Annotated in this window: 23 protein-coding genes and 2 pseudogenes; 12 read left to right on the top strand and 13 right to left on the bottom strand. The window is 55.1% G+C overall.

Annotated elements, in window-relative coordinates; translation table 11 throughout:
• The first annotated feature begins 3 nt into the window (after positions 1–3).
• Genes AC2FIC_RS07230 through AC2FIC_RS07205 form a run of 6 tightly spaced genes read left to right on the top strand, consistent with a single transcriptional unit; the run spans position 4 to position 3,837 of the window.
• Positions 4–693 (top strand): RraA family protein, encoded by a 690-nt coding sequence (locus AC2FIC_RS07230; protein WP_496691446.1) that lies wholly within the window; start codon positions 4–6, stop codon positions 691–693.
• The gene (locus AC2FIC_RS07225) at positions 674–1,594 is read left to right on the top strand and encodes a 2-dehydro-3-deoxygalactonokinase (RefSeq protein ID WP_496691447.1); all 921 of its coding nucleotides are present in this window, start codon (positions 674–676) and stop codon (positions 1,592–1,594) included. Before AC2FIC_RS07230 ends, AC2FIC_RS07225 begins: the two co-directional genes overlap by 20 nt.
• Positions 1,591–2,217 carry a 2-dehydro-3-deoxy-6-phosphogalactonate aldolase gene (locus tag AC2FIC_RS07220; protein ID WP_496691448.1) on the top strand — a complete coding sequence of 209 codons (627 nt, stop codon included), beginning with the start codon at positions 1,591–1,593 and terminating at the stop codon, positions 2,215–2,217. The genes AC2FIC_RS07225 and AC2FIC_RS07220 overlap by 4 nt, the downstream gene beginning before the upstream one ends.
• Complete coding sequence (locus AC2FIC_RS07215) at positions 2,214–2,915, top strand: SDR family NAD(P)-dependent oxidoreductase (RefSeq protein WP_496691449.1); 702 nt, start codon at positions 2,214–2,216, stop codon at positions 2,913–2,915. Before AC2FIC_RS07220 ends, AC2FIC_RS07215 begins: the two co-directional genes overlap by 4 nt.
• A gap of 9 nt (positions 2,916–2,924) precedes the next feature.
• The gene (locus AC2FIC_RS07210) at positions 2,925–3,443 is read left to right on the top strand and encodes a 2,4'-dihydroxyacetophenone dioxygenase family protein (protein ID WP_496691450.1); all 519 of its coding nucleotides are present in this window, start codon (positions 2,925–2,927) and stop codon (positions 3,441–3,443) included.
• Complete coding sequence (locus AC2FIC_RS07205; protein WP_496691451.1) at positions 3,424–3,837, top strand: methylglyoxal synthase; 414 nt, start codon at positions 3,424–3,426, stop codon at positions 3,835–3,837. Before AC2FIC_RS07210 ends, AC2FIC_RS07205 begins: the two co-directional genes overlap by 20 nt.
• A gap of 24 nt (positions 3,838–3,861) precedes the next feature.
• Here the strand turns inward: AC2FIC_RS07205 and AC2FIC_RS07200 are convergent, their stop codons facing one another.
• The 4 genes from AC2FIC_RS07200 to AC2FIC_RS07185 all read right to left on the bottom strand — a co-directional run bounded on the left by AC2FIC_RS07200 (position 3,862) and on the right by AC2FIC_RS07185 (position 7,911).
• A complete protein-coding gene (locus AC2FIC_RS07200) occupies positions 3,862–5,007 on the bottom strand; it encodes an alpha-hydroxy acid oxidase (RefSeq protein WP_496691452.1) in 1,146 nt (381 codons plus the stop codon).
• 47 nt (positions 5,008–5,054) lie between these two features.
• Positions 5,055–6,338, bottom strand: coding sequence for a TRAP transporter large permease (locus AC2FIC_RS07195; RefSeq protein ID WP_496691453.1), 1,284 nt, complete (start codon positions 6,336–6,338; stop codon positions 5,055–5,057).
• Positions 6,339–6,348: 10 nt separating this feature from the next.
• A complete protein-coding gene (locus AC2FIC_RS07190) occupies positions 6,349–6,834 on the bottom strand; it encodes a TRAP transporter small permease (RefSeq protein WP_496691454.1) in 486 nt (161 codons plus the stop codon).
• Positions 6,835–6,912: 78 nt separating this feature from the next.
• Positions 6,913–7,911 (bottom strand): TRAP transporter substrate-binding protein, encoded by a 999-nt coding sequence (locus tag AC2FIC_RS07185; protein WP_496691455.1) that lies wholly within the window; start codon positions 7,909–7,911, stop codon positions 6,913–6,915.
• A 117-nt stretch (positions 7,912–8,028) separates the two neighbouring features.
• Between AC2FIC_RS07185 and AC2FIC_RS07180 the strand changes: the two genes are divergently transcribed.
• On the top strand, positions 8,029–8,700 hold the full coding sequence (locus tag AC2FIC_RS07180) for a GntR family transcriptional regulator (RefSeq protein WP_496691456.1): 672 nt from the start codon (positions 8,029–8,031) through the stop codon (positions 8,698–8,700).
• A 1,001-nt stretch (positions 8,701–9,701) separates the two neighbouring features.
• Here the strand turns inward: AC2FIC_RS07180 and AC2FIC_RS07175 are convergent.
• From AC2FIC_RS07175 to napF, 8 genes are read right to left on the bottom strand one after another with little or no spacing between them, the layout of a single operon-like run.
• Entirely contained in the window at positions 9,702–9,959 is a 258-nt protein-coding gene (locus tag AC2FIC_RS07175) for a hypothetical protein (protein ID WP_496691457.1), read from the bottom strand.
• Between the two features lie 13 nt (positions 9,960–9,972).
• Complete coding sequence (locus AC2FIC_RS07170; protein ID WP_496691458.1) at positions 9,973–10,674, bottom strand: NapC/NirT family cytochrome c; 702 nt, start codon at positions 10,672–10,674, stop codon at positions 9,973–9,975.
• A 29-nt stretch (positions 10,675–10,703) separates the two neighbouring features.
• Complete coding sequence (locus AC2FIC_RS07165; protein WP_200818550.1) at positions 10,704–11,141, bottom strand: nitrate reductase cytochrome c-type subunit; 438 nt, start codon at positions 11,139–11,141, stop codon at positions 10,704–10,706.
• Positions 11,142–11,153: 12 nt separating this feature from the next.
• Positions 11,154–12,071: a quinol dehydrogenase ferredoxin subunit NapH gene (gene napH / locus AC2FIC_RS07160; RefSeq protein WP_281973974.1), complete on the bottom strand. Its 918-nt coding sequence runs from the start codon at positions 12,069–12,071 to the stop codon at positions 11,154–11,156.
• A complete protein-coding gene (napG, locus tag AC2FIC_RS07155) occupies positions 12,068–12,886 on the bottom strand; it encodes a ferredoxin-type protein NapG (protein WP_496691459.1) in 819 nt (272 codons plus the stop codon). Before napG ends, napH begins: the two co-directional genes overlap by 4 nt.
• Positions 12,887–12,913: 27 nt before the next feature.
• A complete protein-coding gene (gene napA, locus AC2FIC_RS07150) occupies positions 12,914–15,406 on the bottom strand; it encodes a nitrate reductase catalytic subunit NapA (protein ID WP_496691460.1) in 2,493 nt (830 codons plus the stop codon).
• A complete protein-coding gene (locus tag AC2FIC_RS07145; protein WP_496691461.1) occupies positions 15,403–15,696 on the bottom strand; it encodes a chaperone NapD in 294 nt (97 codons plus the stop codon). Before AC2FIC_RS07145 ends, napA begins: the two co-directional genes overlap by 4 nt.
• Positions 15,693–16,208: a ferredoxin-type protein NapF gene (gene napF / locus AC2FIC_RS07140; RefSeq protein ID WP_496691462.1), complete on the bottom strand. Its 516-nt coding sequence runs from the start codon at positions 16,206–16,208 to the stop codon at positions 15,693–15,695. The genes AC2FIC_RS07145 and napF overlap by 4 nt, the downstream gene beginning before the upstream one ends.
• Before the next feature lie 407 nt (positions 16,209–16,615).
• Here napF and AC2FIC_RS07135 point away from each other — a divergent pair.
• From AC2FIC_RS07135 to AC2FIC_RS07115, 5 genes and pseudogenes are all read left to right on the top strand, one after another.
• Positions 16,616–16,876: pseudogene (locus tag AC2FIC_RS07135) on the top strand (IS110 family transposase); the annotation flags it as partial.
• Between the two features lie 476 nt (positions 16,877–17,352).
• Positions 17,353–19,275 carry a DUF3604 domain-containing protein gene (locus tag AC2FIC_RS07130; RefSeq protein WP_142640387.1) on the top strand — a complete coding sequence of 641 codons (1,923 nt, stop codon included), beginning with the start codon at positions 17,353–17,355 and terminating at the stop codon, positions 19,273–19,275.
• Between the two features lie 160 nt (positions 19,276–19,435).
• Positions 19,436–20,266 carry a peptidyl-prolyl cis-trans isomerase gene (locus tag AC2FIC_RS07125; RefSeq protein WP_496691463.1) on the top strand — a complete coding sequence of 277 codons (831 nt, stop codon included), beginning with the start codon at positions 19,436–19,438 and terminating at the stop codon, positions 20,264–20,266.
• Entirely contained in the window at positions 20,263–21,252 is a 990-nt protein-coding gene (locus AC2FIC_RS07120; protein WP_496691464.1) for a HupE/UreJ family protein, read from the top strand. Before AC2FIC_RS07125 ends, AC2FIC_RS07120 begins: the two co-directional genes overlap by 4 nt.
• A 7-nt stretch (positions 21,253–21,259) precedes the next feature.
• A pseudogene (locus AC2FIC_RS07115) lies at positions 21,260–21,367 on the top strand (IS6 family transposase); the annotation flags it as partial.
• A gap of 119 nt (positions 21,368–21,486) precedes the next feature.
• On the opposite strand, the gene AC2FIC_RS07110 reads toward AC2FIC_RS07115, so the two are convergent.
• Positions 21,487–24,249, bottom strand: a complete 2,763-nt coding sequence (locus AC2FIC_RS07110; RefSeq protein ID WP_496691465.1) for an autotransporter family protein — start codon at positions 24,247–24,249, stop codon at positions 21,487–21,489.
• Positions 24,250–24,311 lie beyond the last annotated feature (62 nt).

Here is a 24,311-nt window from a genome sequence, read left to right as displayed (position 1 = left end):
AGAATGCCAGAAGTCAGCACGGACCTTAGGGTTTTCAATGATTTTGAAAGAAGCCCGGAACTGCTCAAGAAATTCGACAAGGTGTTAGAGGCGTACTCTGCCGCAGCCATTTTCGCGGATGTGCAATACCGAACTGGTGTGATGGATAGCGCCATCAAGCCAGCTTTCCGCGCCAAGGTGACAGGCCAGGCCGTGACGGTTCAGCTTTCAAAAGGCGATCTGGTGGACCCTTTGAAGGCGCTTGAAATGGGACAACCCGGGGATGTGATCGTCGTGGACGCGGGTGGTGATCGTCAAACGTCAGTTTGCGGCGGTTTAATGGGCGGTCTCGCCAAGAACCGTGGCATCCGCGGCATGATCGTTGATGGCACCGGGCGCGACACAGACGAACTGGAAGACATCAACTGGCCAATCTGGACGCGTGCGATCACGCCGCGTGGGACGCACACGATGTTCTCAGAACGTAAAGAAGAGCTTTCGATCAATGTGCCAATTGCCTGCGGAGGCGTCGTCGTGAATCCTGGCGATTTCATCGTAGCTGATCTGATGGGTGTCGTCGTGATTCCACAGGAAATCGCCGAAGAAACCGTGCGCCTTGCTCAAGAGCAAGCTGACCGTGAGGAGGAAACCCGTAAATGGGTGGCCCAAGGCAAAACCGTCGAGGATCTGCTGAATGAATTCGGTCGCATCTGAGCCAGTGCTGATCGGCGTCGATTGGGGCACTTCATCGTTCCGTGCTTTTCTCATTGGAGCAGAGGGCGAGGTGATCGACGGGGTCTCGTCGCCTGAAGGCATAATGCAGGTTGCGGGTCAAACCTTTGAGTCGGTTCTTGATCGTCTTATCGGCCCTTGGGTGGCCAAGGCAAACCTGCCTATCCTGGCATCTGGCATGATTACCAGCCGCAATGGCTGGGTTGAAACACGCTATGCCGAAATGCCGCTCGGCGCGGGCGGTCTTGCACGGGCTCTGGTCCCTCATGACGCAACCAGTGGAGCACGCATTCACTTTGTAACGGGTGCTTCGACCGAACATGCCGGAGGTCCGGACGTCATGCGCGGCGAAGAAACCCAGATCATTGGGGCCTCTTCGCTGGGCTTAAGCGAAGGTACGTTTGTGATGCCGGGAACTCACAGCAAATGGGTTCAGGTTGCAGGCGGGAAAATCGTGGATTTTTCGACTTACATGACGGGTGAGATCTTCTCTGCGCTGAAAGGGCACACAATCCTCGGGACATTGATGAAGGACGATACCTTCAGTGAGGAGGCGTTCACAATGGGTGTAAAAGCCGGCCTCGATGGAACGTCGAACTTGCTGCACAGCCTTTTCCATGTCCGGACGCTTCCTCTCATGGGCAAAATTCCAAAGGTTGCAACGGCTGACTACATGTCAGGTTTGTTGATCGGTACCGAAGTAGCTGCTGCAACGGGTGAATTGAACGAAGTTGGGACAATCACTGTTGTAGGACGTAGCGATTTGTCAGACCGCTACGAAATTGCTCTTCGAATAGCCGGTTTCGAAAGTCGTCGCGCGCCAGTTGATATAGTGGCAAAGGGGCATTTCCTGATCGCACGCGCTGCGGGGTTACTCGGATGATTGACCTTACTGCAGCGCTTGCGGCAAATCCGCTGATTGCGATTTTGCGGGGGCTGGCACCAGAAAATGCGCGCCCGGTGTCTGATGTGCTCTTCAATGCCGGGTTTCGGATTATTGAAGTGCCGCTCAACTCACCGGACCCGCTGGACTCGATATCGCAGATCGTTGCGAAACATGGCGCTCAAGCCATAGTCGGCGCTGGCACAGTGTTGACCACGGATCAGGTCGCGGCGGCCGCAGATGCGGGCGGGCGCATCATCGTATCACCCAATATGAATCCGGACGTCGGGCGCGCGGCTGTCGCACGGGGTCTGATTTGGTGTCCGGGCGTCATGACCCCGTCCGAGGCCTTTGCGGCATTGGAAATCGGAGCCTCGGTGCTCAAATTCTTTCCGGCGGAAATGGTGCCCCCCGCTGCCATAGCGGCTATGCGCGCCGTATTGCCTGCAGACGCAGTCGTCGCTGCGGTAGGTGGCATAACGCCGGATACGATGGCGTCGTATCATGCTGCGGGTGCAGATGGATATGGGCTGGGCTCCGCACTGTTCAAACCGAGCTATACATTGGATGATATCGACAGGCGCGCGCGCGCCTTCACCAGTGTATTGGAGGAACTTGGATGAAACAGGCCCTTGTTACGGGCGGTACACGAGGGATCGGTGCGGGTGTCGCGCGATCGCTGGCTGAGGCAGGCTGGTCCGTCATCGCTGCATCTGCGTCCCAATCCGAGTTGGATGCGTTCGTGCCCCAGAACGGGATCAAGGTACAGACCCTGGATGTGACTGATCAGGTCTCCGTCGATACAGTGTTTAGCGATCTTACGCGTCTTGATGCTTTGGTGAACTGCGCAGGTATTCTTATGCGTGAAGAAGAATACAACATCGACGTATTTGCCAAGGTGCTTGATGTGAACTTGACCGGTACGATGCGCTGCTGCCTCGCCGTACATCCTTTGCTGGCGGAAACAGATGGGGCCATCGTCAATACCGCCTCCATGCTCAGCATCTTTGGTGGGCCTTTGGTTCCAGCCTATTCCGCTTCCAAGGGCGGCGTTGCACAATTAACCAAGGCGCTTGCAGGTCGCTGGGCCGAAGACGGCATCCGGGTCAACGCCATCGCGCCGGGGTGGATCGAAACAGAGATGACCCAAGGTCTGCGGGAAGATTCCGCGCGAACAGCCGGAATCATGGCGCGCACGCCGATGAAACGCTGGGGAAAACCCGAAGAGGTCGGCGCGCTTGTGCAATGGCTTTTAAGTGAAAATGCCAGCTTTGTGACCGGATCGATCTATCCGGTCGATGGCGGCTATCTCGCTATGTGAGGAATATCAATGAATGACGACGACACCGCCCGAATGCCTTATCAATTGCCGTTCCCCAAGGATGCGCAAGAAGAGATCGTGATCCCGAACGCGATGAGCGAAGACGACAGGCTATGGGTTCCGCAGGCTGAAAACGTCTGGTTCCGGCCGCTCTGTCTGAACCGCTCGCAAGGCTATTGGATGAACCTTCTCAAAGTGCGCAAAGCTGGTGTTCTTTCACGGCACCGCCATCCGCAACCTGTCCACGGCTTTGTCTTGAAAGGGCGTTGGCATTACCTGGAACACGATTGGGTGGCGGAAGAAGGGGGTTATGTCTTTGAGCCGCCGGGTGAGACGCATACTTTGGTCCTCCCGGACGATGTCGAAGAGATGGTCACATATTTTCAGGTCAATGGCGTGATGTGCTATGTTGATCCGTGGGGCAAGGTTACTGGCTACGAAGATGTCTTTACCAAGATTGATCTGTGCCGAAAACACTTTGCGGAAGTAGGACTTGGAGAAGACTACGTTGAACAATTCATCCGGTGATGCGCCGCGTTTCGCGCTAGTGGCTCATGATGCGCGAAAGGACGAAATCGTTGAATGGGTGGGTCTACAACAGTCTCGCCTGTTCGGCGTGCAAATCTTTTCGACAGGGACAACCGGCGGTCGACTAAAAGAGGCCTTTCCAGAGCTGAATGTGACTTGCCTGAAAAGTGGACCGCTCGGGGGTGATCAACAGATCGGCGCTATGATCTGTGAAGAGAAACTGGATGCATTGATTTTCTTTGTCGACCCTTTGTCACCAATGCCGCACGATGTTGATGTTAAAGCTCTGACCCGCCTGGCGACGGTCTATAACCTGCCGATGGCTTGTTCGCGTTCAACTGCGGATCTGATCGTTAATGGATTGCTTGACGAGGCGACGAGCGGGTGTGTGTGATACGCGGTGCTTAGCGAAGGGTGATTAGCCACTCTTGAGAAGGTGCTCGGCCAAGTTGTCGAGGTTTTCAGCGCCCAACTGACTCATATTGGCCTCAATGTCTGCTTTCAGGATGTGAACGAGATGGTCGACCCCTCGCGCTCCAAACGCTGCGACAGCATATTGAAAGGCGCGTCCGACCATGACGAAATCTGCACCTTTCGCCAGGGCGCGCATTATGTCCAACCCCCAGGCAATGCCGGAATCGTAGATAAGTGGCATGTCTGTACCGACCGCTTCGCGAATACCCGGCAATTGATCAATCACGGCGGGCCCGGCTTCGAATTGCCGCCCAGAGTGGTTGGATACCCAAATGCAGTCCACGCCCTCGGTTACCATTTTTTGAGCATCTTCAGGCCGCAGGACACCCTTGACGATCAAATTGCCTTCCCACTCCTGTCGTAACTCGCGCAGGTACTCCCAATCCGGAATCCCACGGATCAAGGCGCCCGCGTGGGTAAAGCTTTCGCGCCCGCGTGTGGGGACATAATCGTCAAAGAACCGCATACGTGGCATGATGCCCTCGCGCAGATGTGCGAGGCACCATGCGGGACGTGAAGCCATTTCTAACAGAGTGCGTAAGTCAGCTTTTGGAGGCACCGTCAGATTGGCGCGGCGTTGTCGTTCGCGCCGACTCTCTTCTGGAACGTCCACCGTGATAATCAGCGTATGAAATCCCGCTGCCTTAATCCTCGGCAGCATGGCGCGACGCAGATCGCCGGAGTTCACCGGGTAATGCTGAAACCATCCGTTTTTTCCAATGTAAGGTGCCACATCTTCCGGTGAAGCAACCGCCACGCTGGACAACGAAAACGGAATATTGTGAGCAACCGCAGCCTTTGCAAGCATCCGCTCTGCTCCTGCCCACATCAGGCCGGACATACCTACCGGTGCTATCCCGAATGGCAGATCGTAAGTTCTACCCATCAATGTAGTATGTAGGTCGGCCTTTGTTCGGCCGCATAGTACACGCGGCATGAATCCGATGGCATCAAGTGCGTCCCGGTTGACCTTCAACCCCAGCTCCCGGCCGGTCGCGCTGTCGAGGTATTCGAAGGCAAACTTCGGGATGCGCTTTCGCGCGGTTTTCCGAAGGTCTTCTATCGACGGGTGGGATAGGTCCAGATCCATCCGGGTCCTCTGGTTTTGTTGTCTAACGTTTGAAGCGCCGCAGCCGGTCACCAAAGGGATGGCAAGGCTAGGGAAATTGCCGGCACATAGGTGATGAACATCAACAGTATCAGCATGCCGGCAAAGAATGGCAGGATTGCCCGGCTGAGGCTTTCGATGGAAACCTTTGAAATGCTGCTGGCCACGAACAGGTTTACGCCCAAAGGTGGCGTGCAGAATCCGATGGCCAGATTGACCGTCAGAATGACGCCAAAGACGATCGGATCGACACCCAGCGCGGTTGCAACCGGCAACAGGATCGGCGTCATGATGATGATCGACGATATCGTCTCCATGAACATGCCGATCACCAGCAAAAGCAGATTGATCAACAACAGAATAATGATCGGATTGTCGGACAGGCTGGTGATCGTTGTGGCGAGTTCTGTCGGGATTCTTGCAAGCGTGATCAGTCTGCCAAAGGCGGTCGCCATGATCACCAATATCAGAATTGTGCCGCTCGTCTTTGCACTGCCCGCCAAAACCTCTGGCAGGTCCTTCAGGGTGATGTCGCCATAGACGACGATGCCGATGAAGGCGGCATAAACCACGGCCACCGCACCGGCTTCGGTCGGGGTGAAGATACCGCTGTAGATGCCGCCGAGGATGATTACAGGCACCAGAAGTGCCCAGATCGAAGACCGGAAGCTCTGCCAAACACCCGGGCCTGAGAACGTGGTTGTCGATTGCTGAACAACCTCATCCTTTCGCAGCAGGACACGGGCGACCAACATGAACATGAGGGCATAGAGGATGCCGGGAACAACACCCGCAAGGAACAGCTTGCCGATCGAAACCTCAGCAGTAACGCCATAGATGATGAAGGGGATGCTTGGAGGGATCATCACGCCGATCATCCCCGAGGACGCCGTCAATGCGCCGCTGAATTTGCGCGTATAGCCGACCTTTTCCATCTCAGGGATCATGTTTGATCCGATGGCGGCGACGGTTGCAGGAGACGACCCGGATATGGCGGCAAAGAACACACAGGCGAGCACGTTCACATAAGCCAGCCCGCCCCGGATATGACCTATCAGTGCATTGGCGAACCCAACCAGACGGCGCGACATTCCACCGTGCTGCATCAGGTCGCCTGCCAGAATAAATAGAGGAACAGCTATCAGGGGAAACGAGTCCGCGCCTGTCACCACTGATCGTGCCAGCAAAACCATGGGTGGCGTGCCATCCACGAAGACCATTACGGTCATGGTCGCAAGACCTAGGCAAATGCCAATTGGTACGCTGAAGAGCAGAAGAGCGAAAAGCGTCAGGAAAAGCGTTGTTGCAAGCATGCCGGGTTCCTCACGCTTTGGTTCCTGCGATCAGACGCAGGGTTCGGATCAAATGTTGAGTGACGCGGATCGCGGATAAGCCTGCACCGACCGGCGCTGAGGCATACAGGATCGGGATTGGCAGCCCCAAAACAACTGAGGTTTGGCTGGCCACAAAGGGTTGCCGGATCAGCTTGATAGATTCAATTGTCAGAACGATCAGGAATCCAAGGACAAGAAGCGCGATCACAACATCCGCGTATAGCCTTGCCCGCTCGCTCAGGACATCGCGCAGGACTGTAATGCGCACATGATCGCCGGTGTGGAAGGCATAGCTGACGCCAAGCCAGACGAACCAGACAAACAGCCAAAGCGTTAGCTCTTCTCCCCATGAAAGAGAGGCATTCATGATGTAGCGCATGAACACGTTGCCAAAAATCAACACGACAATCGCGGCTAGTAGCGCACTGGCTAGGACCTTTTCCGCGTTCATATCGATCCATTTGATCACCGACATCGTTCACCTCCCCTTGAACGAAAGGGGCGCCCGAACCTGCTCGGCACGGGTGCCCGGATTGGCTGAGTAAACCGTGGGTCAGCTTCCGCTTGCTGCGGACACCGCCGCGACCCAAGCGTCGTAGGCTTCGGCGCCAACTTCGTCGCGATATTGAAGACGAACGCTTTCTGTTTTGTCGGCAAAGGCTTGTCTCTGCTCTGCAGTCAGCTCCAGAATCTCGACACCAGCGGCACGGATCTGTTCCAACTGCTCCGCATCTTCGCTGGCGACCAGTTCAGCCTGATAGTCACGTGCGGCAGCCATCGAGTCCCGGATTAGTTGCTGATGCTCCGCAGGCAGCGAGTCAAAAAATGGCTTGGAGACGACCGGCATGTAGACCGCAAAGACATGGCCCGTGGTCGAAAGGTATTTCTGCACTTCGTAAAAACGCTGCGAAGTAATGATCGCCAGGGGGTTTTCCTGCCCGTCGATCACGCCTTGCTGGAGGGCAGAATAAACCTCGCCAAAGTTCATCGGCGTTGGGTTGGCGCCGAGAGTTTCGAAGGTTGCCACATGTGCTGGAACTTTCATCGTGCGCAGCTTGACACCCTCGAGATCTGCGGGGGTTGCAACTGGGCGGACATTGTTGGTCACATTGCGTACTCCCAATTCAAGCCAGCCAAGACCGACCAATCCCTGGTTTTCGACACGTGCAAGCATGCCTTCACCGGCCTCACCATCAAGAACATCAAAGGCGATGTCTTTGGAAGCATACATGTAGGGAAGTTCGATCACTGCAAAGGCCGGATCCCAACCTGCGAAGAACGAAGACGGGGGAATGGCCATTTCAAGAACACCGGTTTGAACACCTTCGATCATCTCGCGGTCCGGGCCCATCTGCGACGAGGGGAAAATCTGTACGTCGATCTCACCATTCGAGCCAGCTTCGACCAGTTCTTCAAATTTCAGTAGCGCGCGATGCATATGAAACGCTTCTGCTGCGCCGTGCCCAACCTTAATGACTGTTTCAGCGGATGCTGCAAAAGCAAGCCCGGCTGACATGACGACGCCAAGCGCCAATGTTGATTTCTTGAACAAGGTATCCTCCCACGGATTTGGTTATTTTATATCTATTATCTGAGATATCAGATATAATATAGAAATCAAGCGTACATGTGCTATTGTGTTAGAGAGACGAAATAGGACGAAGTGAAAATGACCGAGATTTTGCAGATTAAGCGACCGGATTCGTTGAGTAAAACTGCTGAAGAGCACATCCGAAAAGGCATTATCAATGGCACGTTTCAATTGGGTGAATCGTTGCCGGAAGTGAAGCTGTCAAATGCCATGGGCATCAGCAAAACTCCGATTCGCGAAGCGCTATCGGCTTTGAATCTTCAGGGGCTCGTTCAGATCTTTCCTCATCGAGGAGCTTTTGTATTCTCTCTTTCTCAAGAGGATGTGGTGCAGCTTTGCCAATACAGACTCATCCTCGAAGCTGCTGCTATGGAGCAGGCAGTCAAAGAAAATGGTAACGCTCTGCTTGATGAACTTGCAGATACTGTATCGAAGATGTCTGAAGCGCGGGAAGCAGATGAATTCGAGCAGTACTTGGAACTAGATGCAGAATTTCACCACGCCTTTTTCAGGTACTGCAAAAACAGCTATTTGAGTGATGGTTACCAAAAAGTCGGCGACATCGTCCAAACCATGCGGACTCATCTGTCCAAGCGTTCTGATCGAACGAAGAAGTCGTTCCAGGAGCATCAAGCGATCACGGCGCTTCTGAGCGAGGGTAAAGTAAAAGCTGCAAAGAACATCCTCAAACGACAAATCACTCGCGGCGAGCGTTCCTATTCCGATTTGGTGGGAGTCGATCAAAGATAGGTGCCTCACCTATAGAAGTCGCACTGAAGACTGGTGGAGGCACTCTGACTACTCTGATTTGATGGCAATACTTTGAGTCGTAAATGGTAAAACTTGTGCGTTTCAGAAAATCCAGTTGATTCAAAATCAATAGCTTAGCTGTCGCTGGTGGCAGAACCATGCAATTTTCGGCTCACTTCCTTCATCCAGCACTAAGACCGATTTCATTGATCCTGATTTCCCATTTGGGAAAATCAGGGCTGATTTGCAGATCAGACAACGAAGGCGGCTGTTCCTGCTGATCTGCCAAGTGGCGAACGCGGATGGAGGCGAGGCAATGCTATTCGACAATAGTGGTGCGGCCCGCAGGCGCAGCCGAGGACACGGTGTTGTCTAATAGGGTTGCCCGAGGGGAAAGGCAGCGTCTCACCCCAGATGGCCAGAGGCGTTTGGCTTGTCCAAATCCTGCTGGCCCTAAAACAAGTGCGGCGGTGCGGGCTGCGCTGTTACTTTTTGCGCCAGAACAGGTTGTTTTTTTGCGCAGTACAAAATGGTGGGAGTAGTACAAGCAGAGCCCGGATCTTGCCAGGCCAATCATGGTTCCTAGGATTACGCGCTTGGGGGCGCCATTGTGCGCAATAAGATATGGAATCAATCTGCAGTGGACTCATTGAGGCCTACTTGCCTGAATCAATTTGGCTGAAACACTATCTTTAAGGGTTTGATATGATATCTATTTTATTGCAGCTAGATGTCGTAATACCGGTCCATTGCAAGGCGTGGTCGAATACTCCAGTGGCGCGTGGGCTGCAACTGACAATCTACACCAACGTGAGCAATGGTCCCTCGGCACGGATTGCTCGATAGTTCTGACGGCTTCCATCTCCAAATCCTATCAGATGAGAGATCAGGGGATGTCCATTCCATCAGAGCCCTTCTGCACCTAGTCGCTATCTAACCCAGAGCATCGGGTAAAGGACCAATCCTAAGCCGCCATTGTCCAGCACGCTCCGGTCTTTCTGTTAGACCGTTGCCCCTTTGATACGGATCGCAGAACCCAGTGTCCCGGCACACAGACCCACAACAATGGCAATCAAAAGTTCGGTCGTTGCAACATTGGCAAAGTCCCAATGGGCAAACAGCAGCGTCCCAACAATGCCGATCAAACCGCCCATCATGGCCCCCAGCCAGAGGCGGCGCGTCATCATGCCAAGCGCAATGCCCAGAATGCCTGGAAGGCCGATGATGTTGCCTCCGATTGTTCCCAGAAGTTCCAGCATGACTTACCCCTTTTCAGTCCGACTGTGTGGTCAGGTATGACCGGATTTCTGTGCTGCCGTCAGCAACCTGTTGTTGCAAGTTACCTGCAGATTTATTAGCCAGCGCATCGGTGATTTTTTGGTATTCTTCCTGATAACCCTGCGGCAGGCTGTGTGCGATGCCTTGGTGGCAGTCGATGCAGGTCATGTTGTTGTCAATTGCCCGCTGATGTTCCGATGCAGCGCGTGTTTCTTGGATGGTGAAATCCATATAGTCAAAGTTATGGCAGTTGCGGCACTCGCGGCTGTCAGAGGCCTTCATCTTTTTCCAGACCGCCGAAGCCATACTTAGCCGATGCGCTTCGTATTTCTCAGGCGTGCTGATGGTTCCGGCAAGCTCGTGATAGACATCTTTAACAGCCATGATCTTGGCCTTGATCTTGTGGTTCCATTCATGTGGCACGTGGCAGTCAGAACAGATCGCGCGGACACCGGAATGGTTGTTATAGTGGATCGTCTCGCGGTATTCGCCCAGATTGGTTTCCATCGTGTGGCACGAGGTACAGAATTCCTCGGTATTGGTCAGTTCCAATGTCCAGTGGAACCCACCCCAGAACAGAATACCGGCCAGAAACCCGGCGAGGATCAGAAAGCCCGAGCTGAACATAACAGCCGGGGTCCAGATCGCGTTCCAGAGGCGGTGGATCCAACCGCGGTTTTCGGGGGAGTCTGCCATCTTGGTGCTCCTTTCAGACATGCGTTGGATTAGTTGCCGGACGAGGGTTCAAACACGTTGTCGACCAACGCAGGCGCATCTGCCTGAGGCACGTGGCACTGGTTGCAGAAATAACGGGTCCCGGCGATGTGATCCAACTCATTGCCGTCACGATCCAGATAATGGGTCATCGACAGGGTCGGCGCATTGCGTTCCCCGGCTTTGGTCCAGTCATGGCAGGACAGGCATTGATTGGTGCGCACGTCAATCTGGTATTGCTCGATCGAGTGGGGGACAAGCGGTGGTTGCTGGCGATAGTTGCGCTGCATCCGTCCTTCCACGTTCTTGTGAATCTGGTCCAACGGAATGGGTTCATCCACCTCGGCGCCACGCAGGGTTTGCACCGGCGCAGATTGCGCAAGGACGAACCCACTCAGGAATATAACGGGGATCAGGGCGACGACACCTGTCAGGATTGGCTTGTTCATCTCGGCACTCCCTTAAATAGGTCTGGCTACGCGCGGTTCAGGCGCGGGAACTGGGTCGGAAGGTGCGGCGACTTGGTCGTCGAACCGGTGAGTAAATTTGAAGACATCAACTGCACAGACATCGATACAGCGACCGCAGTTTGAGCAGTCGGTTGATAGGATCAGCGGCGTGGCACCCGGCTTGCCCTTCAACGCGGGCGAAATGATGTGGTTTTCGGGGCAGACGGCATAGCAATCCATGCAATCGTCACAGGCCGAGCGGTTAACCGCGCTGACCCGTAACAGGCTTTTGGTGCCGATCAGGCCATAAAACGCACCGACCGGGCATATGTGGCCGCACCAGCCGTGACGGGCGACAAGCACATCAAAGACAAAGATCGCAACGACCATGGCCCAGACAAAACCGGCCCCAAAGATCAGTCCGCGATGCAGCATGGTAATTGGGTTGATAATCTCCCATGCGATCACGCCGGTGAGGCCCGAGACGATCAGCGCGGTTGCCAATATCCACAACCGCGTGCGCCGTTTAGGTTGCCAACCTTTCGGCAAATCCAACCGCCTGTGCAACCAGTTGGCGGCGTCGGTCACCGGGTTGATCGGACAGACCCACGAACAATAGACGCGGCCCCCGACCAGCGCATAGGCCACCACGACGATCAAGCCGCCAATAAAAGCGGTCATCGCCGGCCAATGCCCGGCGATGATGCTTTGCAATAGTATGAATGGGTCCGTCAGCGGCAGTACACCCAGGGTCTGCGATCCTGCCAAGGTACCTTTTACGACCCAGATGCCGAACCAGGGTCCCAACAGGAACAGGACCAGAAAGAACAGCTGACTGATACGGCGCAGTATCAGGTATTTATGCGCGCCGACCCAGCCTTTGACCGCCACGGCTTCTTGGCCTATGGGCATATGTGTGCGGGTGGTCATTGTCCCACCCCTGGAAGATCATAGCCGGGCTCAAAACCACCCGGTGCGATCAGGTTGTCGACCCCCGGGCCGGGCAGGCGGTCGGGCAGGTCGATTATGCCTTCAACAACCGGCGCGCCCTTGGCATCTTTTTCTTCCCAACCTTTGCGGTAATGATCCGCGCTGCTGCCCCGCGCTAGACGTGCCGGCAATACCTTGATTGCGGCTTCTGGCAGAACACAGCTTTTTTCGCACATGCCACAGCCGGTGCAGCGGTCGGCATGTAAGGTTGGGATAAACATCGCATGGTGGCCCGAGCGGGCGTTATGCGCTGTTTCCAGCGTGATCGCTTCGTCTATCACGGGGCAGACACGGTAACAAACGTCACACCGCAATCCCAGGAAGTTCAGGCAGTTTTCCTGATCGACCAAAACCGCGACGCCCATTTTGGCATCGTCAATGTTATCCAACTTGGGATCTAGCGCACCGGTCGGGCAGGCGGCAACACAAGGGATATCGTCGCACATTTCACAAGGCACATCGCGAGCGGTAAAATATGGCGTGCCCGTCGCCCCGGCATCCGACCCAAGCTCGGCCAGTTTCAAGGTATCATAGGGGCAGTCTCGCACACACAGCCCGCAGCGAATGCAGGCCGACAAGAACTCCCGTTCTGGCAGCGCGCCGGGGGGCCGCAAAGCTTCGGCCGACAATGCACGGGCGTCGCGGGTCAGCCAGGCCAGCAGTGACCCGCCGACCACACAGCCGCCTGCCGCCCGCGCCGTATCCTGAAGGAAGCGGCGACGTTTCGGCGAAAGAGGTTTCTCGGCGAGGGGCATGGGGATAACCTTTGCGATCCGTGCCGATTACGCGCGCTCGACCTTACAGGCGCATTTCTTGTAGTCGGTTTCCTTCGACAGCGGACAGGTTGCATCCAGCGTCAGCTTGTTGGTCAACTGGTGTTCATCAAACCACGGCATAAAGACCAAGCCGCGCGGCACCTTGTTGCGCCCGCGTGTCTCAACCCGACTGGTGACCTCGCCACGGCGGGTCGACAACACGATTTCCTGCCCGCGGCGCAGGCCGCGATCCTTGGCGTCTTGTGGATGCATATAGACAACTGCCGACGGGAACGCCCGGTGCAGTTCCGGCACCCTGCGTGTCATCGAGCCTGAATGCCAATGTTCCAGCACGCGACCAGTAGACAGCCACAGGTCATATTCTTCGTCCGGCTCTTCTGCGGCGGGTTCGTAGGGGGCAAAGATGATTTTTGCCTTGCCGTCCTTGTGACCGTAGAATTTAACATCCGCGCCTTCGGGCACATACGGATCGTACCCTTCGCGGAAGCGGTAAAGGGTTTCTTGCCCGTCCACGACCGGCCAGCGCAACCCGCGCGCCTGATGGTAGGTTTCGAACGGTGCAAGGTCATGTGCGTGGCCACGGCCAAATTCGGCATATTCCTCAAACAGGCCTTTCTGAACGTAGAACCCAAAATGCTCGGATTCGTCGTTGTCAAAGCCTTCCGCAGTTTCGGCTAGGGGGTACTTATCCACCGATCCGTTGGCGTAAAGCACATCATACATCGTCTTGCCGCGGTGTTCGGGCATCTTGGCCAGCAGCTCTTCATCCCAAACCTCTTCAACGGTGAAGCGCTTCGAAAACTCCATCAATTGCCACAGGTCCGATTTTGCTTCACCTGGCGCTTTCACCTGCTGACGCCAGAACTGCGTACGGCGTTCCGCATTGCCATAGGCGCCTTCCTTTTCGACCCACATGGCGGTGGGCAGGATCAAATCGGCAGAGACAGCCGTGACCGTTGGATAAGGGTCAGAGACTGCGATGAAGTTTTCCGGGTTGCGATAGCCCGGGTAACCTTCCTCGTTGATATTGGGTGCCGCTTGCATGTTGTTGTTGCACTGCACCCAATAGGCATTCAGTTCACCATCCTTCAGCTTCCGGTGCTGCAAGACAGCATGGAACCCGGGCTTAGGTGGAATAGTACCTGCCGGGATATTCCAGGCGGTTTCGCAAATCTGACGGTGTTCGTCATTTGCCACCACCATGTCAGCAGGCAGGCGGTGGGCGAACGTGCCCACCTCACGCGCGGTTCCACAGGCCGAGGGCTGACCGGTCAGCGAGAAAGGCGAGTTGCCGGGTTCTGAGATCTTACCAACCAGCAGGTGTACATTATACATCAGCGAATTCACCCACGATCCGCGGGTGTGCTGGTTGAAGCCCATGGTCCACAAGCTCATCACTTTGCGGTTCGGGTCTGCATATTGTTGCGCCAGCTTCTCAAGTTTATCGGCGGGCACGCCAGACAGTTCGGCTGTGTATTCCAACGTATAAGGCGCGACCGCCTCGGCGTATTCTTCTAAGCTGATCGTCTCGAGCTTGCCCGAGTTTGGGTTCTCTGCCTCTTGCTGCAGCGTGTTTGTATCGCGCAGACCATAACCGATATCGGTGGCGGTCTTGGTGATGTTGACGTGTTTGTTGACAAACTCTTCGTTCACCGCGCCGTTCTGAATGATGTAATTGGCGATGTAATTCAGGATCGCCAGATCGGTCTGCGGGTTAAACACTAGGCCATTATCGGCAAGCTCGAACGAGCGATGTTCGAATGTCGATAGAACATGCACTTCGCATCCCGGCTTGGTCAGGCGCGTGTCGGTCAGGCGCGACCACAGGATCGGGTGCATTTCGGCCATGTTCGATCCCCACAGCACGAAAGTATCCGCGTGTTCCAGGTCGTCATAGCAACCCATCGGCTCGTCAATTCCGAAGGTACGCATAAAGCCCACGACCGCGGACGCCATACAGTGCCGCGCGTTGGGGTCGATATTGTTGGACCGGAACCCGGCTTTCATCAATTTCGAAGCAGCATAGCCTTCCCAAACCGTCCACTGGCCTGACCCGAACATGCCGACACTGGTCGGGCCCTTCTTGGCCAGCGCCTCTTTCCATTTGGCAGCCATGACGTCAAAGGCTTCGTCCCAACTGACCGGCTCAAACTCACCGTTCTTGTCATATTCGCCGTTGGTCTTGCGCAGCAATGGGGTGGTCAGGCGATCCTTGCCATACATGATCTTGGACAGGAAATAGCCCTTGATGCAGTTCAGCCCGCGATTGACCGGCGCGTCAGGGTCACCCTGAGTGGCGACAACACGCCCGTCCTTGGTACCTACCAGCACAGAACAGCCGGTGCCACAGAACCGGCAGGCGGCCTTGTCCCAGCGAATGTCAGGAGTGCCCACCTGCGCGGCGGCCTGACCAGTGGCCAGAGGAATACCTGCGGCAGAAGCCGTCGCTGCGGCCGCTGAGGCCTTGAGGAATGTCCGACGAGTTTCTGATATGGTCATAGCGTGGGCCTCCGGCTGGTGGTTTGGCTTGGGGCATCGAGATGCGGATGGCTGTCCGCAGTGTCCTCGAAATGGTGGTACGTTAACGTCAGAGAAATCACCCCGGGGATCTGGTGCAGGTCCATGATGATCTCGGACGCAAGGCGTGTCGGCGTGTCTTCGACAACAATTACGAAACGGCCGTCTTCGGCCTCGGCGTGAATTTCGACACCGACCGTGCCTTTCATTGCCTCGGACGCCGCCAGTGCCTGCGCTGGTGCGATATGTAAAAGGCATCCGCAGATATTCATTGGCTGACTTCCGTTTGAGATATGGTTTTGCGTTTCAATGTGACGGCATCGACCGGGCATGACACCATACACGACCCACAGCCAGTGCAGGCGTCGAGGTCTAAAGATGGATCCGCGCGGCCACCCATTTGCAGCCTGAAGCTGATGGCGTTCTGATCGCAATTATCCTGACACACTCGGCAGCTGACACCGTTGACAGACAGGCAGGACGCAGCTTCGACCGACGCGCGCCACGGCCAATCTTGCAGGCGTTCTATGTCCAGGGCATCCGTGGGACAGGATTGAGCGCAACTCCCACAAAAAGTGCAGGGACCCTCGGTGGGTTGAAACACCGGATACCCATCCTGACCAATGGCAATCACACTTTCGGGGCAAGCTTCGACACAGTCGCCACATTTACTGCATTGATCTGCAAAACCAGGCACAACCGAACCCGGAGGTCGAACAAGATTACTGTCCTCCTGGAATGCGGTGACGCCCAAAAACGCGCGTCGGCTGGTCAGTTGGCTCATATCGCTTTGACCTGGTTACCTCTGATTCCTTTTCTGAGTTTACTGCATAATCGTTCTGAGGCTGGTACATTTTGATCCAGATCATTATTTGAGCGCATCGTTCTTAAACGTTTTGAGCTATTTGACGTCTGGAATGCCACCATCCGTACTGCTTGAAACCAGATGAGCGATGACACAACAAAGTCAAACCGCCATCTGTCTCAAACCATCTGATGACGTATAGCCGTCCATTGCCAACCGTTGCCGCGTCGACATGAGATTGGGCCGTAGATCATGTCGTCGCGCAACTTCATTGACCTCACACTCAGGACCGACGACTTGGCCACAACACGACCCTTGAACGGTTCTGAAGGTGTAGACGCCCCGGCTGGCCTCGGTGTGCCATTGTGGGTTTGAAAACAAACTGAATGGAGGCGTCACTGGAAGAGATTGGCCTGAATTTGGCGAAGAATGTGTTCCAGGTGCACGGAGCGGCTAGAACAGGTCACCCGGTTCTTCAGAAGAAACTTCGCATGGGCAAGGTCCTCGAGTACTTTGCCAAATTCCCGCGTAGCGTGGTTGCAATGGGGGCCTGCGCCAGTGCGCATTATTGGGGGCGCGAGATCGGCCGTTTGGGTCACGAAGTCAGGCTGTTCCATCCGGCCCTTGTTTCAGGCTGGGCGAAGCGCGCGAATGGCGGGTAAGTTTGGTGTTTCCATGACTGATCCTCCGAACCGCCATTCCATCCCACTTCGACAGCCCGACGTTGACCGGTGCAGCATATCACTGGATGCTGCATCGCATCCGACGTCGAGTTTGAGCCCAAAATGATCCATGCCGCGATAGCCAAGAATGTCATCTAAGCGCAGCTATGCCGACTTTGCAAAAGTGCATACATGGCTCACGATGGACATTCGCCAATTCAATCCGCAATTTCTCCAAAGCTTCCGTTCTCAATGTTGAGCCCAACAATCGAGGCTATGACTTATCGAGGCATTTTCAGACCAACTTCGGCAGCCACACTCCTACTTGCATCATCGTGACAAAGCCGAGAGCTGAGTATTCCCACAAATGGAAATTTGATGTTATATAGAGAAATAGGAATATTAATTCTTGAGATGTAAGTCACCGGCACCACCGGGCGATCTTGAGTTGGGAGGTCAATATGCTTCGAGCTTTTGTTTATTCTATCTCACTGGGGCTGGCATCATCGACGGTCTTTGCCGACGCTGTTCCTAGCGAAGAAGCGGCGGAAGGCTTGTTCTCAAAGCAGCCTTATTCTCCATATGCGAACCGGACTTTCCCTGAGCGCCCGCTGTGGGGAGACTCGCATCTTCACACCGGACTTTCGCTGGATGCAGGTGCTTTCGGGAACACACTGTTACCTGATGAAGCTTGGCGCTTTGCAAAAGGTGAGCAGGTCATTTCATCCACGGGTCAACCAGTAAGACTGGCCCGGCCTCTCGACTGGATGGTTCTCACGGATCACACTGACCTGATGGGATTTGCCCCGGACCTTCAGGCTGGTAAGCCGGGCGTCCTTGCGGATCCAAAAGGATTGGAATGGTACGAAGGTTACAAGGCAGGTGGCGAAGAGGCCGGCAAAGCGGCGTTCGACATCATCACCAACTTTTCGCAAATGACCCTGCCAGAAGTTCTTCTGGAATCTTACAGCCCGGGTGCTGACGCTTTTGCTTTTACTTGGGAGCAAATCGTTCTGGCTGCGGAAGAACATAACGACCCCGGCAATTTCACGGCGTTCATCGGATTCGAATGGACCTCTGTACCCAAGGGTTTCAATCTGCATCGAAACGTCATGCTGCGTGATGGGCCGATCAGGGCGCTTCAGATGGTGCCGCCGGTCACGCAACCACCCTTTGGTGATACCGACCCAAAGGCGCTATATGCATGGCTGGAAGACTATCAAGAAAAAACGGGCGGTCGGGCGGTAGCTTTCGCCCATAACGGCAACCTTTCGAACGGGTGGATGTTCCCGACCGAAGACACCTATCACGGTGGCAAGGTCGACGAGGAATATGTGGCCGCCCGCGCGAAATGGGAACCCCACTACGAAGTCACTCAGATCAAAGGCGACGGCGAAGCGCACCCCTTCCTGAGCCCGGATGATGAATTCGCGGATTACGAAAACTGGGACGTCGGCAACCTCGACATAACCGAGCTGAAAACCGATGACATGCTGGCTGGAGAATACGCCCGAGAAGCTTTGAAGCGCGGTTTGTTGTTAGAAGAAAAGTTCGGCGTTAACCCATATAAGTTTGGCATGGGCGGCGCGACGGACAGCCATACGTCTCTGGCAACTGCCGAAGAAGACAACTTCTTTGGAAAATCCGTCAGTGTTGAACCTTCGGCCACGAGAATAAAGCATCCTTTCATCGCCAATGACCTTGGCGAAATTCCTGGCGACCTTCTTGTCGCATCGGGATACACGGCAGTTTGGGCGACCGATAATACTCGCGCTGCAATCTTCGATGCGTTCAAGCGACGCGAAACCTATGCAACCACAGGACCTCGGATCGGCCTGCGGTTCTTTGGCGGTTGGGGTTTCAGTGACGCGGATGTTGAAACACGCTTCCTTGCAGATGTGGGCTACACCAAAGGTGTTCCGATGGGCTCGGATCTGCGACCTCGCGAAGGTGAAGGTGCGCCCGCATTCCTGATCGCTGCACTACGCGACCCGGTTGGTGCCAATCTGGATCGCGTGCAGGTGGTAAAGGGTTGGCTGGATTCTGAAGGGGCCTTGCAGGAAAAGGTTTACGATGTGGCGTGGTCGGACAACCGTGTTGCTGACCAAAACGGCAAGATCCCTGCGGTTGGAAACACAGTTGATGTTGAAACCGCCAGTTGGACCAACACGATTGGAACTGCCGAACTTGTAACCGTTTGGTCTGATCCTGAATTCGATCCAAATGCACGCGCATTTTATTACGTACGTGCGATCGAAATTCCAACACCGCGTTGGATTCTTTACGATAAGCTGAGATTTGGCGCCGAATTGCCCGAAGACGCGGTGCTCACACATCAGGAACGCGCTTACTCTTCCCCGATTTGGTATACACCGGCAGAGTAACACTGCCGATCACGGCGTTGGCAACCGAGGTAGAAGCCTTTACCTCGGCCCATTCACCAGACGATTGATTTGTGCGTCGCGTTGATTTTCTTGCAATGCTCAATCGACTGATGTCAGCATCGATACGTAAAACCGGAGCGCGTTTCATGCAGGAGCCTTCATGCGAATATTGAAAGAACCCCTGTTCCATTTCTTCCTGATTGGAGCAGCTATTTTCATTTGGTTCCAAATGGTTGCGCCGGAAAACGAGACTGTCGAAGATTTTGGGACAATAACAATCGACGAAAACGATATCGCGCTTTTGTCTGATCAGTTTGAAGCACGGTGGAAACGGCGCCCAAGCGGTGCCGAGCTGCAAGCTTTGACCGATGCAACAATTCGCGAAGAGGTACTGGTCAGAGAAGCAAGAAAGCTTGGCCTTGATCGCGGAGACTCTGTGATCCGGTCTCGTCTCAGTCAAAAAATGGATTTCCTGACCGAAGCGATTGCCACGTCTGTTGTTCCGGAAGACGAAGATTTAGAGGCCTTTTTGCAAAACAACTCGGAACGCTATGCGACGCCCAGCAAGCTGGCCTTCATTCAGGTCTTTATTGGTGAGGAGCCAAACAAAGCTGAAGTCGAGAGGGTATTGGCCACCCTCCGCGAGGGAGATGAGGTTTCCGACCTGGGCGCCTCGACACTGCTGCCCGCATCTATGCCCTTGACTGCGACCAGAGTGATAGACTCGGTCTTTGGATCTGGCTTTTCCAAGGGTCTTACAACATTGGATAAAGGTCAGTGGGCTGGCCCGATCCAGTCGGGTTACGGAGTCCATCTGGTTCAGGTGCAAGACATCGAACCTAGTCAAATACCCCCATTATCAGAAATTCACGATGCCGTGCTGCGGGATTGGCGTCGCGTGATGAGCGAAGATCTGGCGCAAGCGCAATATGAGATTCTTGCTGCCAACTATGAGATCATAGTGCCCGCTCTCTCAGGTCAAACCAAATGAAAGCTGTATTTGGCCTACTGATTGCGTTGCTGATTGCGTGGGTCGCAGGAAATGCCTCGGCGCATGCGCTTGATCCGGGGTACTTGGAAATTCGCCAAATCACATCGGACACCTGGAGCGTTCATTGGCGAAAACCCGATGTGAATGGTCAACCCATGGCGATCGATGTCATGGCGCCGGATGGTTGCACCCCGGCGCGCGGCCCTACCCCAATTTCCGATGGCAGAGCATGGGTTTCTTTCTGGGTTATCGAGTGCCGCGGGGATATTGCGGGCCAACCCATCCAGATAGAAGGTTTGGAGGTTCAAAAGAACGACGTATTGGTCCGTGTGCAGCCCCTGCAGGCTGAGCCCACGACGCTTCGGTTCACACCAGAGACGGCCGTTCAGAACATACCTTCTGAACAGACCACATGGTCTGTTTTCACCGCGTATTTCCAGTTGGGTTTTGAACACATCCTGGAAGGCTGGGATCATCTGCTGTTTGTCTTCGCGTTGTTTATTTTGGTCCGTGATCCGTGGAAACTGGTGGGAGCAGTCACAGCATTCACACTGGCGCATTCAATAACACTGGCATTGGCAACGCTAGGTTTTCTGAATGTCCCCGGTCCGCCGGTCGAGGCCATCATAGCGCTTTCTATTGTTTTTCTGGCGATGGAAATTGTTAAGGGTGGCGACGGGCGTTTCCGACTTTCAAAGCAGAAGCCCTGGATCGTTTGTTTCGGGTTTGGGCTTTTGCATGGCCTTGGTTTTGCAGGCGCTTTGGCCGATATCGGACTACCCTCAAACGATATTCCTGCGGCCTTGCTTGCCTTCAACCTGGGCGTCGAGGCCGGCCAGTTGAGTTTTGTCGGGGCCTTGGCACTTCTTGTCGCGATCTGGCGGTTGATGGCACGTCCAGTTAGCCAAAGGGCGACTGTGATTACAGCCTATGGCATCGGGTCGGTATCGATGTACTGGCTCATAGAACGCATAAGTGGATTCTGAAGCGCTTTCAGCATCAGCAACTCCAGCTGGAATCGAAACTGCGCACATGATCAGGAAAGGTCAACTCACGCCAGGAGTCTGTCCATTCAAACAATGCGCCGAACTAGCCGGTTAACACCGATGCGATCGCTCAATCAACTCACCATGCTCAAAAGTTTGCAACAGAGCCCGACATAGTTCAGCTTGGAGCCGATTTCTGCGGCACCGCTCTGGGTGCCGCAGTGCTCTTTAGATCTAGAACGACCAGCGAAGTCCGGCGCGCAGGAATGGCCCCTGAGCGTCGCTGCCGATTTCCTGTTCCGCCGTCAGTTCAAGCCGCATGTCCTGAATGAGATCTTGCTCGTATCCGACCACGACACTGGCGCCGGTAAAGTCGGTTGACGCAAAGGCCAGAGACTCGGTCTGAGAGAAGACGGTTACGTCGCCCTCGGAACTGCCTAGGTCGCGCCGCAACACGCCGCCAAGCTGACCGCTGAGAACACCGCCGTTTTCAAGGTCCTTTGATGCCTCAACCCCCAAACGGGCCTCGACAACTTCGGTGGTGATATCGCCGACGGTGGCATTCGCAGATGACCCCGTCTCGGTATAGCCGTCATCCTTTTGGTTGGTGTAACGGGCGCTGGCAAAACCAAGCAAACCGAAATCCTCACTGACATCGAATGCACGCTCGACCCCGATATTCGCGGTCAATAGCCTGCTGTTGTAATCAGCCTTGGCGTCAGAACTGCCCGCGATCGACCGGCTACGATCGGTCGTGAGCCAACCAATGCCAAACCCGGCATCCAGCGTGTAGGCACCAAACTGACGACCCACTGCGGCATCAAGATAGAAGCCATTTGTGTCAAAGTCGGTGGTGCTGTTGTCACCATCCGAAGTGAACACGCCCATGGCAACAGCCAGAGACACTCCGTTGTCCATCTGCCCCGTATACCCGGCGCTTCCGCTGAACATCGTCACGTCCGTGTCATCGTTCGAGCCGCTCTCGAACTCTCGATACTGGGCGTCGATCATTGCGAAGGGCCGGAAACCAGCGAAAGTTGCGCCCTGCGCGACCTGCGGTCCCTGACCATAGCTAAGCGCATTGCCACTGCCGCCGACAATGCTGCCGAAGAAGGCCGCGACATCGCCCGATGGTGCAATGTCATTGCCGTCGACCACAGAATAGATCGGGGCCGCGCCGCCCTTGTCCTGCACGAACCAAGCGGATTGCCCGTCAGACACGGTGGTCTTGAAGGTACCCGTACCCGGCGCGGCATCTTCGAACGCAAACACGCCACTGCCGCCTTTGGCGTCTAGGTTCACGTCATGGTCCTGAACGCGGATCAGACCCTCAACGTCGTCCATTGTATCGACATTCAGCGTCCCCGTGCCGGTTCCAAGGTAGACAGCGTAGACCTCATCATTCCCCGAAACCCTGATGGTCCCCAGATCATGAATCGTTCCGTCGAAATTGTCGAACTGAATACCGGCTGCACGGGTGCCGGAACTGCCGGTCGCGTGCACGGTAATCGGGCCCGTGTTCGAGAACGTTCCCTGCATGTCGCCGGCGTACACGCCGAATGCCTCGGATGCGTTTGGCGGTGGCCCACCATTCTGTTGCGCACCATTGGCGGTGACGGTGATGCTTCCGGTGTTCTTGATGTCACCGGTTACGATTTCATCAACATAAATCCCATAGGCCTCGGCAGAGGTGTCATGCGAAATCGCAGTCGCTGTAATCTCACCCGAGTTTGCCAGAGAGCCGCTTAGGTCATCGGTAAGATAAAACCCCGAGGCTTCTGCAGAATCTTCGGCAGCTTCTGCGAAAAGCGTCATAGTGCCCGAGTTACGAATTGCACCGGAAACGTCATCCCCGGCATAAATGCCCGTCGCGGTCGCCTCGTCCGCGGTGTTGAGAGACAAAGCAGTGGCCGTAATCGTGCCCGAGTTTACCACGATCCCGTCAACAAGGTCCTCAAGGTAAAGCCCGCCCGCATATGCTACGTCATCGGTATCCGCGCTGGCAAAGGCCTCAATTGTACCGCTGTTATGTACGGACGCGCCGGACAATACGTCATCATCGACGTAAATGCCGAAAGCAGAAGCGTCGGATTCAACACCGATTGCGGTTACCTCGATGGTACCGCTGTTATCGATCTGACCGGACAGGTCACGATCGACCAAAATTCCATAGGCAATCGCCTCATAGGTCGACGGGGCAGAGGCCAGAACCTCCAATGTGCCGGTATTGCGGATCACACCGTGCGCATTGCCATTGACTTCGATCCCATAGGCAGACGCGGTACTGTCACTGGTCGATATGGCAACCGATTTGATTGTTCCCGAGTTCACGATCTGACCGGTTTCTTCCAGGTCACTTTGCACGTAAATGCCCCAGGCATAGGCATAATCATCGGCGAATGATCTGGCGCGGACATCAATCGTGCCGCTGTTTCTGATCACACCCGCGACGTCGCGGTCGACCGCAATACCGTAGATTGATGCGGTGCTTCCGTCGGTGATCAGCCCATCAACCTTGATCGTCCCGGTGTTGACGATCTTACCTGTTTCAGAAACGTCACCGTCAACGTAGATACCCCAGGCCTCGATATCGCCATCCGTGGACAACACGTCGACATCAATCGTTCCGGTGTTTTGGATTACCCCGTCGGCGTCACCGTTCACCAGCAAGCCATAGATATCCTGAGGATCAGACCCGGTGACATCTACAGAAATGGTGCCATTGTTCACCAAAGCACCGGATTGCTGCAAATTTCCGTCCAGCAAAAGTGCCGTCGCAGTATCGGTATCCGTTGCCGTGACCGAGATTGTCCCATTATTCGTGAACGTGCTTGAGTAATCGGTCGTGATCGTCAAAGCTGCAGCGGTGGAAGAAGTTATCTCGATCGCGCCGCTTGCCGTTACTTTGTGATCCGCATCGGTCGAGAAAACCTGAGGTGTCGTCACCACATTCGAGATCGTATCCGCATGTACGTCCCCGGCCATCAGGGCAACCATTGATACTTGCGCCAGCAAGGCAGCTGGAGCCGCGCTGACAATTTGGCCTTTCCACTTGAAAA

It is taken from the genome of Ruegeria sp. CDSC079 (assembly GCF_059610505.1).
The sequence above is the reverse complement of the archived record's forward strand: the minus strand, read 5'-3'. Positions and strand labels throughout refer to the sequence as shown.